The following is a 15,478-nucleotide window of genomic DNA, read 5'->3' as shown; positions in this document are numbered from 1 at the left end:
GCACGTTGGAGAAACTTCCATGTTGCTGACCTTGATCGCTTTTGTCGTTGCCCTTGGAGTGCTGATTGCCGTGCACGAATGGGGACATTACCGGATGGCGGTCGCGTGCGGCGTCAAGGTGCTGCGTTTCTCCGTAGGGTTCGGTCGTCCTCTGGCGCGGTGGCGCCCCAAGAACCAGCGTCCTGGCCAGGATACCGAATTCGTACTGGGTGCGCTTCCCCTGGGCGGCTACGTCAAGATGCTGGACGAGCGCGAAGCGCCGGTGCCACCCGAGGAACGTCACCTGGCTTTCAACACGCAGCGACTTCGCTCTCGCGCACTCATCGTCGCCGCTGGACCGGTGGCCAACCTCGTCCTGGCTGCATTGCTTTATGCGCTCGTCAACTGGATTGGTGTAGATGAGCCCCGCGCCGTGCTGGCCCCTCCGGTGGCTGAATCCATTGCCGAGCGCGCTGGTCTGCGGGGGGGCGAATTGGTGCGCCGTGCCGGCCTTGCGGGGGATGAACTTGCGCCTGTGGCTTCGTTCGAGACCTTGAGGTGGGTATTGACCCGTGGTGCGCTCGATGGGCGCGATGTCATGCTGGAAGTCTCCACCAGCGAGCAAGGTCGGGGGCGCGAGCTGTTGCTGCCACTGTCCGAGCTGGATGTGAACGAAGTCGATGCTCGCTTGTTCCGCAGTATTGGCATCATGTCCCCCCTGTCGCGGCCTGAGATAGGCGAGTTGTCTGAGACAGGCGCTGCTCGCCGTGCAGGTCTGCAGGCGGGAGATCTGGTGCGCAAGATCGGCGACACCCTCATCGTGGACGGTCAACAGTTGCGTGAAGTCATTCGCGCTTCAGCCAAAGCGGGGCCGCCACCGCCCACTGCATGGCAGATCGAGCGGGCTGGCCGTTCGCTTTCGCTGGAAGTTCAGCCCGAACTCAAGGAGGAGGGCGGTCAACGCATTGGGCGCATAGGCGCCTATGTCGGCAGCGCTCCTGAGATGACTCTGGTTCGACTGGGTCCTCTGGAGGGCCTGTGGGCGGGCGTTTCACGCGTTTGGGAGGTGTCTACGCTTTCCCTGCGCCTGCTGGGCCGAATGGTCATGGGCGACATTTCCCTCAAGAATCTGAGTGGGCCCATTGCCATCGCCGACTACGCAGGAAAGTCGGCGAGTCTGGGTTTGACTTACTATCTGGCCTTTCTGGCGTTCATCAGTGTGAGCCTGGGTGTACTCAATCTCTTGCCTATCCCTGTCCTCGACGGCGGGCACCTGATGTATTATCTTTGGGAGATGGTGACGGGCAAGCCCGTTTCCGGTGTCTGGCTCGACCGCCTTCAATACATGGGCATGTTTCTGCTGCTCTCCATGATGGCGATCGCGATGTACAACGATGTCGCCAACCGCCTAGGCTGATCCTTTTTCCGGTCTGTTCTGATTCCGGCTCCAATACACTTGCTCATGAAGTTACTAGCTCACCATTTACGCCTGCGCACCGTGGCCTCGTTCGTATCGCTTGCCCTTGCCGCACAGATGGCGTGGGCGGTCGATCCGTTCACAGTGGGAGATATCCGTGTCGAAGGACTCCAGCGAGTCGAGGCTGGCACGGTGTTCGCTTCCATCCCCGTTCGGGTAGGTGAAACCTACAACGATGAAAAGGGCACGGCTGCCATCCGCTCGCTGTTCGCCCTTGGCCTTTTCACAGACGTCCGGCTGGAAGTCAACGGCAACGTGCTGGTGGTGATCGTCCAGGAACGTCCCACCGTAGCTTCTGTGGAATTTGCGGGAAACAAGGAATTCAGCAAGGAAATCCTGCAAGGCGCTCTGCGCGATGCAGGCCTGGCTGCCGGACGCCCCTACGACAAAGCCATTGCCGACCGCGCCGAGCAGGAGCTCAAGCGCCAATATATCAACCGCAGCCTTTATGGCGCGGAAGTCGTGACGACGGTCACGCCGACCGAGCGTAACCAGGTCAATCTGACTTTCAACATCACGGAAGGTCGGACGGCGCGGATCAAGGATATCGACATCGTCGGTAACAAGGCCTTTTCCACGGGCACGCTCAAGGATCTGTTCGACCTGGATACCGGCGGCTGGATGAGCTGGTACAGCAAGAGTGACCAATATTCCCGCGCCAAGCTCAATGCAGACCTTGAAACGCTGCGTTCGTACTATCTGGCACGGGGTTATCTCGATTTCAGCATTGATTCCACCCAGGTGGCCATGTCGCCTGACAAGGAGTCCATCTCCATCACGGTCAACGTGACCGAGGGCGAGCGTTTTGTGGTCTCGGGGGTTTCTCTGGGCGGCAATTACCTGGAAAAAGAAGACGAATTCAAATCGCTCATCACGATCAAGCCGGGTGAAGCCTATAACGCCGACCAAATCGCTCAGACCGTCAAGTCCTTTACCGATCACTTCGGCAACTATGGTTTTGCGTTCGCCGCGGTGGAACCCCGTACGGAGGTGGATCGCGCGAACAACCGCGTGGCCATTGTGTTGCAAGCCGACCCTTCCCGCAGGGCGTACGTGCGGCGTATCAACATCCAGGGTAATGCCAAGACTCGTGACGAAGTGGTGCGGCGAGAATTCCGCCAGTTCGAATCGTCCTGGTATGACGCAGAGAAAATCAAGCTCTCGCGCGATCGCGTAGATCGTCTCGGCTACTTCACTGAGCTGTCCATCACTTCTGCTGAAGTGCCTGGTGCCCCGGATCAGGTGGACTTGAACGTCGATGTGAAGGAAAAGCCTACGGGCAGTATTTCCATCGGGGCGGGTTATTCCTCTGCAGAGAAAGTTTCTCTGACCTTTGGCCTCACACAGGACAACCTGTTCGGTTCTGGTAACCGTCTTGATCTGCAGCTCAATACCGGCAAATTCAACCGTACAGCCGTCGTGAGTGCGACGGACCCCTATTTCACTGCCAACGGTGTTTCGCGCACCGTGGACCTGTTCTACAAGAGCCAGAAGCCTTATCAGGACCAAGGCGGAAACTACACGCTGGTCACCATGGGTGGTGGACTGAAGTTTGGCGTGCCGGTGACTGAACTCGATACGATCTACGTGGGGATCAACGCAGAGCGCACCCAGATCAAACCCGGTACCAACATTCCAGCTGCTTACCTGGCCTATGCTGAGCGCTTTGGCTATGCGAGCACTTCATTCCCATTTACCCTGGGCTGGTCACGCGATTCGCGCGATAGCGCTCTAGCCCCTAATGCCGGCCGCTATCAGCGTTTGCTTGGTGAACTGGGTGTGCTGGGAGACGCGCGCTACATCAAGGCCAACTACCAGTATCAGCAGTACATTCCGCTGTCCAAGCGTTATACCTTGGCCTTCAACGGTGAAGTGGGTTGGGGTAAGGGCCTGGGTGGCCGTCCATTCCCGGTATTCAAGAACTTCTATTCCGGCGGCCTGGGCTCGGTCCGGGGTTACGAGCAATCCACTCTGGGTCCGCGTGACGTGACGGGCGCCTTCATCGGTGGAACACGCAAGGTGACGCTCAATACGGAATTCATCACGCCGTTCCCGGGCGTTGGCAATGATCGTACGTTGCGATTGTTCGGTTTCGTCGACATCGGTGGCCTCTATGGCGAGGGCGAAAAGCTCAGCGCCTCCGGATTGCGCGCATCCACAGGTATCGGCTTCAGCTGGATATCGCCACTCGGGCCCTTGCGTTTTGCGTTTGCAGTGCCGCTTCGCAAACAGCCGGGCGATAGAATCCAGAAATTGCAATTCCAGATCGGGACCTCGTTTTGATGAAGTTGACACTCCGTTGCGTGGCTGTTGCAGCGTTGGCGAGCGCTGCCTTGGCTGCGCCTCCAGCCATGGCGCAGGATAACGTGCGCATCGGGTTCGTGAACACGGACCGCATGCTGCGCGAAGCCGCACCAGCCAAAGCGGCGCAAACCAAGCTGGAACAAGAATTTTCCCGCCGCGAAAAAGAGCTCGATACAGCCGGTGAGGCCTTGAAAACGGCTTCGGACCGCTTTGAGCGCGAAGCGCCTACGCTGAGCGACAGTCAGCGCCAGACCCGGCAGCGCCAATTGGTGGAGCAGGACCGCGAATTTCAGCGCCGTCGCCGTGAGTTCCAGGAAGACCTCAATTCGCGCAAAAGCGAGGAGCTTCAGCAGGTCCTCGATCGTGCCAATCGAGTGGTCAGGCAGGTTGCAGAAGCCGAAAAGTACGACGTGATTCTCCAGGAAGCGGTGTATATCAACCCCCGGCTCGACATCACCGACAAGGTGATCAAGGCGCTGAACAGCGCCAAGTGAGTTCGGTGAGTGTGAAAGCTGGCGCTATCGTCGATGCCCTGGGCGGAGAGCTGTTCGGGGATGCAGATCGCGTCATTACCCGTCTTGCGCCCCTGGAAAGTGCAGAACCCAGCGAACTGAGCTACCTGGTCAATCCGCGGCTAGCCCATCTTCTGGCCCATACGCGTGCCGGCTGTGTGGTGGTTGCACCGGCGCAAGCCGAAGAAGCCAAGCTGCGCGGCGACTGTATCGTCGCTCCAGACCCTCACCTCTATTTCGCACGCCTGACGCAGTTGTGGAAGAAAGTGCATGGCCGTACGCCCGTCTCGGGTGTCCATCCCAGTGCCGTGGTCGAAGAGGGCGCCTGGATCCACCCCAGCGCCAGCGTGGGTGCGCTCTGCTTCGTGGGGCGTGGTGCCCGAATTGGTGCGGATACGGTTCTGAAAGAACGCGTGACCTTCGCAGAAGATTGTGTCATCGGTGAGCGTTGCCTGGTACAGAGCGGAGCGGTCATCGGTGGGGACGGTTTCGGCTTTGCGCACCATGAGGGAGCCTGGATCAAGATTGAGCAGTTGGGTGCCGTCCGCATCGGCGACGACGTGGAGATTGGCGCCAACACCTGCATAGACCGCGGAGCGTTGGACGACACAGTGATTGAAGACGGGGTCAAGCTCGACAATCTCATTCAAATCGGCCATAACACCCATATTGGTAAGCACACGGCCATGGCTGGCTGCGTGGGAGTGGCCGGAAGCGCGCGTATTGGCGCGCACTGCACCGTGGGAGGTGCGGGCATGATTCTGGGTCACCTTACCATTGCAGACAACGTGCATATTTCATCGGCGTCCATCGTCACGAGATCGGTTCTCAAACCCGGGCACTACACGGGGTTCTTCCCGTTGGATGAGAACTCGGCGTGGGAAAAGAACGCGGCCACGCTCAAGAATATTCACAGCTTGCGCGAGCGGCTGAAGCGTCTCGAAGCACTGTTCCCCAAAGACAGATAGGCCCCGTGAGGTAGCCCGAACGGGAACGCAGATCCATGCGCGTGCCTGGCTCGCCGTTTTCGGGTGGGGGCGTCTGTACAATCTTGAAAAATGGCTATTAACGTAGAAGCAACGGGCATGTTGGACATTCACCAGATCCTCAAGAAACTGCCGCACCGCTACCCTTTCCTTCTGGTCGATCGAGTGCTCGATGTAGATCCGCAGGCCAAGACGCTGCGTGCACTCAAGAATGTCACGGTCAACGAACCTTTCTTTGTCGGGCATTTCCCGCAAAGACCTGTCATGCCGGGTGTATTGATGCTGGAGGCTTTGGCACAAGCTTCGGCCCTGCTTTCCATCGAGACAGAAGGCATCTCCCTCGACGACGACACCGTTTTCTATTTTGTGGGAATTGATGGCGCCCGGTTCAAGCGGCCCGTGGAGCCCGGTGATCAACTTGTCCTGCACGCGGCGCTTGATCGAGTGCGCGCCGGCATCTACAAGTTCAACTGCAAAGCCACGGTCGGGACGGATATAGCCTGTGAAGCCTCGCTCATGTGCACCATGAGAAAGGTCAAATGACCATTGATGTGTTGTTAAGGTCTCCTGCTGTGGGCGGGAAGCCTATGCCCACGAGCTTCGGCATTGGTATTGGCGTTGGCATTCTCACGTCCCGCCAGATTGCACGCTGGATTCTGATATGACTCAGATTCACTCCACTGCCCTGGTCGATCCGCAGGCCGACCTGCACGAAAGTGTTGCCGTGGGTCCCTACAGCATTGTGGGCCCGCATGTGCGCATTGGCGCAGGCACCACGATTGGTCCGCACTGCGTCATTGAAGGCCATACGACGCTCGGACGAGACAACCGGATTTTCCAGTTTGCCAGCATTGGCGCTGCACCGCAGGACAAGAAATACCGCGGCGAAGCCACGCGGCTGGAAATTGGAGACGGCAATACCATCCGCGAATTTGTCACCATCAACACAGGCACCGTGCAGGATACTGGACTGACACGCCTGGGTGACGACAACTGGATCATGGCGTACGTGCACATTGCGCATGACTGCGTTTTGGGCAGTCACATCATCATGGCTAATTCAGCAACGCTGGGCGGGCATGTTCATCTTGACGACTGGGTCTTCGTCGGCGGACTGACGGGCATTCACCAGTTCGTGCGGGTGGGTGCTCATGCCATGACCGGATTTCAGACGCGTCTGTCGCAGGATCTGCCTCCTTTCGTTACAGCGGCAGGTAACCCAGCGGAAGCGCAGAGCATCAATGCCGAAGGACTCAAGCGCCGTGGCTTTTCTGCAGAGCGCATCACCTTGATCAAGCAGATGCACCGCTTGCTCTATCGCAAGGGGTTGACACTGGAAGCCGCTCGCCAGCAAATTGACGCGTTGCGCGGCGAATTGGCCGAGGCGGACGCGGACATTGCCATGATGCAAGATTTTTTGATTGCTGCCTCTCGTGGAATCGTACGTTGACCATGCGGGTGGCCGACCCAGAGCTTTCCTAGAGTGATGAGTGCTTCGCCTACTATCTCCATGGTGGCGGGCGAACCTTCCGGCGATCTTCTGGCTGGTTTGCTGCTCAATAGCCTGCGCGAGCGCTGGCCGGGCCTGCGCGCGAGCGGCATAGGCGGGGCTCACATGGCCGCGCAGGGGTTCGAGGCATGGTGGCCGGTCGAAAAGCTTTCGGTTCGCGGCTATTTGGAAGTGTTGCCGCGCTTGCCGGAACTGCTTCGAATCCGCCGCCAACTCGCCGAACGCTTGCTCGCCTTGCGGCCGGATCTGTTTATAGGCGTTGACGCGCCGGATTTCAATTTCGCGCTGGAGGCACGCCTCAAGAGCGCAGGCTTGAAGACACTGCATTTCGTCAGCCCTTCTTTCTGGGCCTGGCGTCCGGAAAAGCTGCTCAAGCTGAAAGCTGCCGTGGACCACGTTCTATGCCTTTTTCCATTTGAACCGGAATTGCTGGCGGCCCACGGCATCGACGCCACCTATGTCGGCCATCCCTTGGCAAGTGTCATTCCCCTGGTTCCTGATCGAGGTGCAGCGCGCCAGAACCTGGGGCTGGCGGACCATGACACCGTAGTTGCCCTGCTGCCGGGCAGTCGCGCTGCCGAAATCAAGCACTTGCTACCTCGGTTCCTGGCGGCGGCTGCCCTGATCAAAAAGGCTCATGTGAATGCGAAATTCCTGGTGCCTGCGGTTGCTCATGTTCGAAATGAGATTGAGCGGGTAGCCCAGGCTAGCGGGCTCGGCACTGCTGTGCAGGTCGTGCCCGGCCAGTCTCATGCTGTATTGGCTGCCTGCGATGCCACTCTGATTGCCAGTGGCACTGCCACGCTCGAAGCCGCATTGTTCAAGCGACCCATGGTCATTGCCTATGCCATGCCGACCATCAGCTATCGGTTGATGCGTAAAAAGCGACAACTGCCGTGGATTGGCCTACCCAATGTGCTTTGCGCACCACGCGAGTGGTTACAGCGACCAGATCACGTGCCCGCGCATGTTTTTGCCGACCGTCCCGACGCCCCATTCGTCGTGCCTGAATTGGTGCAAGATGCTGCGACACCGCAGGCGCTTGCCCACGAAATGCTGAATTGGCTGTCTGCGCCTGGGCGAGTGCTCGCTCTTGAGCAAAGATTCGCAGCCTTGCACCTTGAACTGAAGCGGGATACCACCCGCCTGGCCACCGATGCCATCGAAACGCTTCTTGTACGCTGAGCAGCGCTCTCTCGCCTGGGATACGCCTGGCTTGGTCGCGGGTGTTGATGAGGCCGGGCGCGGGCCTCTCGCAGGGCCGGTCGTGGCAGCTGCTGTGATCCTTGATCCCCGTCGGCCGATTAAAGGACTGGCCGATTCGAAGCAGTTAAGCGCGAAGCGCCGCGAAAGTTTGTTCGAGGAAATTCAAGCCAAAGCGCTGTGTTGTGCCATTAGCCAAGCCACTGTGGAGGAAATTGACAGTCTCAATATTCTGCAGGCGACCCTGCTGGCCATGCGGCGTGCAGTAGAAGGCCTGCGCTTGCCTCCCGTGAAGGTTCTGGTAGATGGCAATCAGCTCCCTAGACTCACCATGCTGGCCGAGGCCGTGGTCGGCGGAGATGCTACGGTGGAGTCCATTTCAGCCGCGTCCATACTGGCCAAGGTGCATCGTGATCGCTGGTGTGAGCAGGTGGATGCCGATTGGCCGCACTACGGATTTGCCGCGCACAAAGGTTATGGCACACCCGCTCACCTGGCTGCTCTGCGCAACCACGGGGCCTGCGTTCATCATCGGCGCTCGTTCTCGCCTGTGGCACGGGTACTCCATCCGGTCCTGAGTGGGAGTGTTGACTGATGACTTTTGGAAACTCCTCAGAGCCCACTCGGATCAGCTCCCGCGACAACGCCTTGATCAAGGATTTCAAGCGTCTCGCCCAGGACAACGGGGCCTATCGCAAACAGGGTCGCGTATGGATCGAGGGTGATCATTTATGCCGTGCCGCACTGGCACGGGGCTCCGTGCCATCCATGGCGGTTTTTACCGAGTCTTCCTGGCCATTTGCAGGGCCTTACCTGGCGTCATCTCCTGGCCGGAACATCGTGATCGACGACGCCCTCATGGCCCACGTGAGCGGTCTGGAATCGCCTGCTCAGATGGCATATGTCCTGGACTTGCCGGCGGCTCCGGCTTTGCAGCCAGACGCTCCTACCATCGTGCTCGATCGGGTGCAGGACGCCGGCAATGTGGGTTCCATTCTGCGCAGTGCTGCGGCTTTCGGTTTTCAGCAGGTGGTGGCGCTGAAGGCAACGGCGCTGCTGTGGTCTCCCAAGGTATTAAGAGCAGGCATGGGAGCGCACTTTGGCCTGAAGCTGCTCGAAGGATTGGCGCCCGATGATCTGGCCGCATTGCGCGTTCCCTTGCTGGTGACCAGTTCGCATGAAGGCGACTATCTGCATCAGAACACGCTTCCCTGGCCCTGCGCGTGGGTGATGGGGCATGAAGGTCAGGGCGTGGGGCCCGAACTTACCGCGCGAGCAAGCCGTGCGGTGCGCATTATCCAGCCGGGTGGGGAAGAGTCTTTGAATGTGGCTGCGGCTGCCGCCATTTGCATGCACGCCAGCGCAATCTCCATCCGCTGAGAGTCCCCGCCCGCCTTGGAGCGGTAGCTTGACGGCAAATTGATGGTAAACCCCGTGGGCTTACGGGGGGCCTGGGCAGAGAATGCGTTTCTACGTCACGAGGAGAGATTCGTATGCCATCGATGCCCATTGCGCGCCGCCGTGTTCTTCAAGCCGGGGCTGCCGGCTTGGGCGCTATTCATGCCTGGTCGCTCGCGCAAGACAGCTGGCCGAATCGGCCGCTGCGATTGGTGGTGCCGTTTGCACCGGGTGGCAGTTCGGAAATTGTGGCCAGGGCCGTAGCTTCCGAGCTGGCCAAAACCATTGGACAGAACGTCGTGGTAGACAACAAACCGGGTGCCGCTGGGAATATTGCCATGCAGGAAGTTGCCAACAGCACCGACGAGCACACGATGATTCTCGGGCATATTGGCACGCTTGCCGTCAACCCCTTTATTTTCCCCAAGCTTCCCTACGACGCCAATCGCGATTTCGCACCAATTACCCTGTTTTCCAAGGTGCCTAGCCTGTACGTGGTGAATACGGAGCTTCCGGTCAAGAGCATCAAGGAGTTGGTGGCCTACGCGAAGTCCAGACCAGGTCAGCTTAACTATGGGTCCGCTGGCAACGGCAGTGCGGGCCATCTGGCTATGGAATACCTCAAAATGGTGAGTGGCACTTTTATGGTGCACGTGCCTTACCGCGGAACCGGCCCCATGCTCACCGACCTGATGGCAGGGCGCCTGCAGGCCGCTTCAGTGGGCGCACCAGCACTGCTCAGCTTCATCAAGGCGGGAAAATTGCGTTGCATCGGGACGGGTACGGCGCAGCGTCTGCCTCAATTGCCGGACGTCCCCACGGTGGCCGAACAAGGCTACCCAGGTTTCGAGATGACGCAGTGGTATGGGCTTTTGGCACCCAGAAAATGGCAGCCCGCTCATCTTGCCAAACTGGAGGCGGAGGCCATCAAGGCCACGCGCAGCACCTTGGTCAAGGACAAATTGGCCCAGGAAACTGCGCTCGCTATCGGCAACAGCAGTGCGGAATTCAACTCGTTCATTCAGGCGGAGCAAAAGCGTTGGAGCGCGGTGATCACCAGGGCTCAGATCAAGCCTGAAGGTCTCGGCTGACGCCTCGACCAGGCGGAGCGCGGCTATAATCAGGGGCTTTTCTCGAAACAGCGTCGCCGACCGCAGCCAAGGCATCAAAATCCTATCCGAGAGTTCCCGCGTTCAAGACGCGGGCGCGGCATGCGCAGGCGACCGTAACTACCCGGAGAACCCTGTGCTTTCGTCACTCGAGGGGAAATTCCCGCCCGCTATCCTCGCCCTCGCAGACGGCAGCGTATTCATTGGCCAGTCCATCGGAGCCGCAGGTTCCACCGTTGGTGAAGTGGTGTTCAACACTTCACTCACCGGCTATCAGGAAATCCTTACCGATCCGAGTTACTGCCAGCAGATTGTCACGCTGACCTATCCGCACATCGGCAACTACGGCGTCAACCCAGAAGACGTCGAATCTAACAAGGTGCAGGCCGCTGGCCTCATCGTGCGAGATTTACCGCTGCTCCATAGCAATTTTCGTGCTGACCGATCCTTGAGCGAATACCTCAAGGCTGAAGCCACCGTAGCCATTGCTGGCATTGATACGCGCCAACTTACCCGCTTGTTGCGCACCAAAGGCGCCCAGAACGGTTGCATTTCCGCCCTGAATGCGGGTGAAGCAGTCACGCAGGCCCATATCGACGCTGCCTTGACCGCAGCGCGCGCTGCGCCGTCCATGGCCGGGCTTGATCTGGCTCAGGTGGTGACAGCGCCTGCCTCGTATGAATGGGGTCAGACAGAATGGGTGCTGGGCAAAGGCTATGGCACTCAATCGGCTCCGCGCTTCAAGGTCGTGGCCTACGACTTCGGTGTCAAGTACAACATTTTGCGCATGCTGGCCGAACGCGGTTGCCAGATCACCGTCGTACCTGCCAAAACCTCAGCAGCGGACGTGCTGGCTATGAAGCCCGATGGCGTGTTCCTGTCCAACGGCCCTGGCGACCCAGAGCCTTGCGACTACGCCATAGAAGCCACTCGCACTATCGTGGCCTCCGGCATTCCTACGTTTGGCATTTGCCTGGGGCATCAGATCATGGCGCTGGCGGCAGGCGCCAAAACCTTCAAGATGGACAACAGCCACCACGGCGCCAACCATCCTGTGAAGGAACTGGCCAGTGGGCGTGTCAGCATCACCAGTCAGAACCATGGCTTTGCAGTGGATATGGCTTCGCTTCCAGACACCTTGGAAGCCACCCACATCAGCCTGTTTGATGGCACGCTGCAGGGCCTGGCGTTCAAGGATCGCCCCGCGTTCTGCTTCCAGGGCCACCCTGAGGCGTCTCCTGGCCCGCACGACATCGGCTACCTGTTTGACCGCTTCACCGACCTGATGGCCAAAGCGCACGGTTGAAGTGCACCCATTTTTCAGACTGTTTCCATGTCCAAAAGAACAGACCTAGACACTATTCTCATCATCGGCGCGGGCCCCATTGTCATTGGCCAGGCGTGCGAGTTCGACTACTCTGGCGTGCAAGCCTGCAAGGCATTGCGCGAAGAGGGTTACCAGGTGGTGCTGATCAACAGCAACCCGGCTACCATCATGACCGACCCAGCGACGGCCGATGTGACCTACATCGAGCCCATCACCTGGCAGACGGTGGAAAAGATCATCGCCAAGGAGCGCGCACGGCGTCCTGGTGGCTTTGCCATCCTGCCGACGATGGGTGGTCAGACCGCTTTGAACTGCGCTCTGGACCTGTGGCGAAACGGCGTGCTGGCCAAGTACAACGTCGAGCTGATTGGCGCCACGCCTGAGGCGATCGACAAAGCCGAGGATCGCCTGAAATTCAAGGAGGCCATGACCAAGATCGGTCTAGGTTCCGCCCGCTCCGGCATTGCCCATAGCATGGAAGAGGCCTGGACAGTGCAGAAGCTCGTGGGTTTTCCTACGGTCATTCGTCCCAGCTTCACCTTGGGTGGCACCGGTGGCGGCATCGCCTACAACCCGGAAGAGTTCGAGACCATCTGCAAGCGTGGCCTGGAAGCTTCGCCCACCAGCGAACTGCTGATCGAAGAGTCTCTGCTCGGCTGGAAAGAGTATGAGATGGAAGTGGTGCGCGACACCGCAGACAACTGCATCATCGTCTGCTCCATCGAGAACCTGGACCCCATGGGTGTGCACACTGGTGATTCCATCACCGTGGCTCCGGCTCAGACGCTGACTGATAAAGAGTATCAGTTGATGCGCGACGCCAGCCTGGCTGTGCTGCGTGAGATCGGTGTGGATACGGGTGGCTCCAACGTGCAGTTCTCGGTCAACCCGAAAGACGGGCGCATGATCGTGATCGAGATGAACCCACGTGTGTCACGTTCCTCGGCACTGGCCTCCAAGGCCACGGGTTTCCCGATTGCCAAGATTGCTGCCAAACTGGCGGTGGGCTACACACTCGATGAGCTGCGCAACGAAATCACCGGCGGAGCAACGCCGGCCAGTTTCGAGCCCAGCATTGACTACGTCGTCACCAAGATCCCACGTTTCGCGTTCGAGAAATTCCCCACGGCCGACAACCGTCTGACCACGCAGATGAAGAGTGTGGGTGAGGTCATGGCAATTGGCCGCACCTTCCAGGAATCGTTCCAGAAAGCACTGCGCGGCCTGGAAGTCGGTGTCGATGGCATGAATGAGAAAACCCAGGACCGAGAGATCCTGGAAAAAGAACTTGGTGAACCCGGTCCTGAGCGGATCTGGTACGTGGGCGATGCCTTTGCAGCTGGTTGGTCGCTGGACGAAGTTCACGCCATCACCAAGATCGACAAATGGTTCCTGGTGCAGATCGAAGAGATCGTGAAGATCGAGCTCGAGCTCGATTCCTATACCGACCAACACGGCGATCAGGCACTGGCCAGGCTTTCCAAGGACGAGTTGCTGACGCTGAAGAAAAAAGGTTTTTCAGACAGGCGTTTGGCCAAGCTGCTCAAGACCAGCGACAAGGCCATACGTGAGGCACGCCGGGCCTTGAACGTTCGCCCCGTCTATAAGCGCGTGGATACCTGTGCCGCTGAGTTTGCGACCAACACTGCTTATATGTACTCGACTTATGAAAGCGAGTGCGAAGCCGAGCCCACCAACAATAAGAAGATCATGGTGCTGGGTGGCGGGCCTAACCGCATTGGCCAAGGCATTGAGTTTGACTATTGCTGCGTGCATGCTGCGCTGGCCATGCGCGAAGACGGCTATGAAACCATCATGGTCAACTGCAATCCCGAGACCGTGTCCACGGATTACGACACTTCCGATCGCTTGTATTTCGAGCCGCTCACGCTGGAAGATGTTCTGGAAATCGTCGACAAGGAAAAGCCTGTTGGCGTGATCGTGCAGTATGGCGGTCAGACACCGTTGAAGCTGGCGCTGGGCCTGGAAGCCGAAGGCGTGCCTATCATCGGCACCAGCCCTGACATGATCGATGCAGCGGAAGACCGCGAGCGTTTCCAGAAGCTCCTGCATGAGCTGGATCTGCGTCAGCCGCCCAATGCCACCGCGCGCGCTGAAGGCGAGGCGCTGGAAAAAGCCGCAGAACTGGGCTACCCCCTGGTGGTTCGGCCTTCCTATGTGCTGGGTGGCCGCGCGATGGAAATCGTCCATGAGCAACGCGACCTTGAGCGCTATATGCGCGAGGCGGTGAAGGTCAGCAACGACTCCCCGGTTTTGCTGGACCGTTTTCTCTCAGACGCCATCGAATGCGATGTGGACGCCATCCGTGACACCGCGGGCCGCGTGTTCATTGGTGGGGTCATGGAGCATATCGAGCAGGCTGGTGTGCACTCTGGCGACTCCGGTTGCTCTTTGCCTCCGTACTACTTGAAGCAACCCACCATTGATGAGCTCAAGCGCCAGACCGCTGCCATGGCTCAGGCCTTGAACGTGGTCGGTCTGATGAACGTGCAGTTCGCGATTCAGGAAAAGCCTCAGGCAGATGGATCCAAGCTCGACGTCATCTACGTGCTCGAGGTCAATCCTCGCGCCAGCCGAACCGTGCCATTCGTGAGCAAGGCCACGGGCGTCCAGTTGGCCAAGGTCGCCGCACGCTGCATGGCAGGCCAGACGCTGGATGAGCAGGGCATTGGCGCGGAAGTGACGCCTCCTTACTTCAGCGTCAAGGAAGCCGTGTTCCCGTTTGTCAAGTTCCCGGGCGTAGACACCATCCTGGGTCCAGAGATGAAGTCCACCGGTGAAGTGATGGGCGTGGGCAAGACCTTTGGCGAAGCCTATATCAAGGCTCAGATGGGTGCTGGAGAGCGTCTGCCACGAGCATTGAAGGCTGACGGTACACCCGCAGGCAAAGTGTTTCTCACCGTGAAGAATGCAGACAAGTCGACCGCGGTGAAAATTGCGCGCGACCTCGTGTCCATGGGGTTCAAACTCATTGCGACACGCGGTACCGCAGCTGCCATTGAGTCCGCAGGCGTTGCGTGCGAGACCGTCAACAAGGTGACCGAGGGCCGCCCTCACATTGTGGACATGCTCAAAAACAGTGAGATAGCCTTGGTCATCAACACGGTGGAAGAACGCCGGAACGCTATTGCCGACAGCAGAGCCATCCGCACCAGTGCATTGCTGGCACGCGTGCCGACCATCACAACCATCGCGGGCGCCGAGGCGGCTGTCGAAGGCATGAAGTTCATGGACAAGCTGGCAGTCGTGTCAGTGCAGGAAATGCACGAACAACTGGTTTAGTCGCTCAGTCTCGGAAAAGGGCGTGCGCTGCACGCACTCTGATCCGCACATGGCCCAGGAACGCATAGCGTTTCTGGGCCATTTTCTTTGTGCGTTGGTCCGTCATCGCCCTATAAACAAAAGCAGACCTTGGTGCGATTCGTAAAGAAATGAGAACTTTATGTATAATCTCAGCCCTTTGTTGCTTCTGTGCGTTTTAGGTTCGCCGAGCACTTTTTCTTGAGGCGCTCCCGGCTCCTGCCAACCCCTGTTGAGCGGAGGGATTGGGGATTGCGGCCTCGAATTTCCCCGAATAGTTCGATTGATTGGCTCGCTTGTGAGGCCGGGTTTTCTTTGGCCTGGATTTTCCCAAGCCGCATTTTTATGACTC

At 58.9% G+C, this 15,478-nt stretch carries 13 protein-coding genes; all 13 read left to right on the top strand.

The genetic code is table 11. The annotated features are described in order from the left end of the window. Positions 1-19: 19 nt before the first annotated feature. The 13 genes from rseP to carB all read left to right on the top strand — a co-directional run bounded on the left by rseP (position 20) and on the right by carB (position 15,108). Positions 20-1,396 carry an RIP metalloprotease RseP gene (rseP, locus tag ABIE13_RS17435; RefSeq protein WP_354445748.1) on the top strand — a complete coding sequence of 459 codons (1,377 nt, stop codon included), beginning with the start codon at positions 20-22 and terminating at the stop codon, positions 1,394-1,396. 45 nt (positions 1,397-1,441) lie between these two features. Further along, positions 1,442-3,739, top strand: a complete 2,298-nt coding sequence (gene bamA / locus ABIE13_RS17430; protein WP_354445746.1) for an outer membrane protein assembly factor BamA — start codon at positions 1,442-1,444, stop codon at positions 3,737-3,739. Continuing rightward, positions 3,739-4,254 carry an OmpH family outer membrane protein gene (locus tag ABIE13_RS17425; protein ID WP_354445745.1) on the top strand — a complete coding sequence of 172 codons (516 nt, stop codon included), beginning with the start codon at positions 3,739-3,741 and terminating at the stop codon, positions 4,252-4,254. The genes bamA and ABIE13_RS17425 overlap by 1 nt, the downstream gene beginning before the upstream one ends. Before the next feature lie 5 nt (positions 4,255-4,259). Beyond that, positions 4,260-5,240, top strand: a complete 981-nt coding sequence (lpxD, locus tag ABIE13_RS17420) for a UDP-3-O-(3-hydroxymyristoyl)glucosamine N-acyltransferase (protein WP_354445743.1) — start codon at positions 4,260-4,262, stop codon at positions 5,238-5,240. A gap of 117 nt (positions 5,241-5,357) precedes the next feature. After that, positions 5,358-5,801, top strand: coding sequence for a 3-hydroxyacyl-ACP dehydratase FabZ (gene fabZ, locus ABIE13_RS17415; protein ID WP_354446411.1), 444 nt, complete (start codon positions 5,358-5,360; stop codon positions 5,799-5,801). Beyond that, positions 5,798-5,923 (top strand): hypothetical protein, encoded by a 126-nt coding sequence (locus tag ABIE13_RS17410; RefSeq protein WP_354445742.1) that lies wholly within the window; start codon positions 5,798-5,800, stop codon positions 5,921-5,923. The genes fabZ and ABIE13_RS17410 overlap by 4 nt, the downstream gene beginning before the upstream one ends. Further along, positions 5,920-6,708 (top strand): acyl-ACP--UDP-N-acetylglucosamine O-acyltransferase, encoded by a 789-nt coding sequence (gene lpxA / locus ABIE13_RS17405; protein WP_354445740.1) that lies wholly within the window; start codon positions 5,920-5,922, stop codon positions 6,706-6,708. The genes ABIE13_RS17410 and lpxA overlap by 4 nt, the downstream gene beginning before the upstream one ends. 36 nt (positions 6,709-6,744) lie before the next feature. Continuing rightward, complete coding sequence (gene lpxB, locus ABIE13_RS17400) at positions 6,745-7,953, top strand: lipid-A-disaccharide synthase (RefSeq protein WP_354445739.1); 1,209 nt, start codon at positions 6,745-6,747, stop codon at positions 7,951-7,953. Beyond that, positions 7,925-8,566, top strand: coding sequence for a ribonuclease HII (rnhB, locus tag ABIE13_RS17395; RefSeq protein WP_354445737.1), 642 nt, complete (start codon positions 7,925-7,927; stop codon positions 8,564-8,566). Before lpxB ends, rnhB begins: the two co-directional genes overlap by 29 nt. After that, the gene (locus tag ABIE13_RS17390; RefSeq protein WP_354445735.1) at positions 8,566-9,351 is read left to right on the top strand and encodes a TrmH family RNA methyltransferase; all 786 of its coding nucleotides are present in this window, start codon (positions 8,566-8,568) and stop codon (positions 9,349-9,351) included. Before rnhB ends, ABIE13_RS17390 begins: the two co-directional genes overlap by 1 nt. A 113-nt stretch (positions 9,352-9,464) precedes the next feature. Then, positions 9,465-10,460 (top strand): Bug family tripartite tricarboxylate transporter substrate binding protein, encoded by a 996-nt coding sequence (locus ABIE13_RS17385; RefSeq protein WP_354445733.1) that lies wholly within the window; start codon positions 9,465-9,467, stop codon positions 10,458-10,460. 154 nt (positions 10,461-10,614) lie between these two features. Continuing rightward, positions 10,615-11,784, top strand: a complete 1,170-nt coding sequence (gene carA, locus ABIE13_RS17380) for a glutamine-hydrolyzing carbamoyl-phosphate synthase small subunit (RefSeq protein WP_354445731.1) — start codon at positions 10,615-10,617, stop codon at positions 11,782-11,784. A gap of 27 nt (positions 11,785-11,811) precedes the next feature. Next, entirely contained in the window at positions 11,812-15,108 is a 3,297-nt protein-coding gene (gene carB / locus ABIE13_RS17375; protein WP_354445729.1) for a carbamoyl-phosphate synthase large subunit, read from the top strand. Positions 15,109-15,478: the final 370 nt, after the last annotated feature.

Origin of the sequence: Ottowia thiooxydans, from assembly GCF_040548795.1 — a bacterium.
Taxonomy (GTDB): domain Bacteria; phylum Pseudomonadota; class Gammaproteobacteria; order Burkholderiales; family Burkholderiaceae_C; genus Ottowia; species Ottowia thiooxydans_A.
The sequence above is the reverse complement of the archived record's forward strand: the minus strand, read 5'-3'. Positions and strand labels throughout refer to the sequence as shown.

Bases quoted from the DNA above. Each gene is read 5' to 3' on its own strand.
- fabZ (WP_354446411.1), top strand. From the start codon at position 5,358: ATGTTGGACATTCACCAGATCCTCAAGAAACTGCCGCACCGCTACCCT.
- bamA (WP_354445746.1), top strand. From the start codon at position 1,442: ATGAAGTTACTAGCTCACCATTTACGCCTGCGCACCGTGGCCTCGTTC.
- rseP (WP_354445748.1), top strand. From the start codon at position 20: ATGTTGCTGACCTTGATCGCTTTTGTCGTTGCCCTTGGAGTGCTGATT.
- ABIE13_RS17425 (WP_354445745.1), top strand. From the start codon at position 3,739: ATGAAGTTGACACTCCGTTGCGTGGCTGTTGCAGCGTTGGCGAGCGCT.
- ABIE13_RS17410 (WP_354445742.1), top strand. From the start codon at position 5,798: ATGACCATTGATGTGTTGTTAAGGTCTCCTGCTGTGGGCGGGAAGCCT.
- rnhB (WP_354445737.1), top strand. From the start codon at position 7,925: ATGCCATCGAAACGCTTCTTGTACGCTGAGCAGCGCTCTCTCGCCTGG.
- ABIE13_RS17390 (WP_354445735.1), top strand. From the start codon at position 8,566: ATGACTTTTGGAAACTCCTCAGAGCCCACTCGGATCAGCTCCCGCGAC.
- carB (WP_354445729.1), top strand. From the start codon at position 11,812: ATGTCCAAAAGAACAGACCTAGACACTATTCTCATCATCGGCGCGGGC.
- lpxB (WP_354445739.1), top strand. From the start codon at position 6,745: ATGAGTGCTTCGCCTACTATCTCCATGGTGGCGGGCGAACCTTCCGGC.
- ABIE13_RS17385 (WP_354445733.1), top strand. From the start codon at position 9,465: ATGCCATCGATGCCCATTGCGCGCCGCCGTGTTCTTCAAGCCGGGGCT.
- lpxA (WP_354445740.1), top strand. From the start codon at position 5,920: ATGACTCAGATTCACTCCACTGCCCTGGTCGATCCGCAGGCCGACCTG.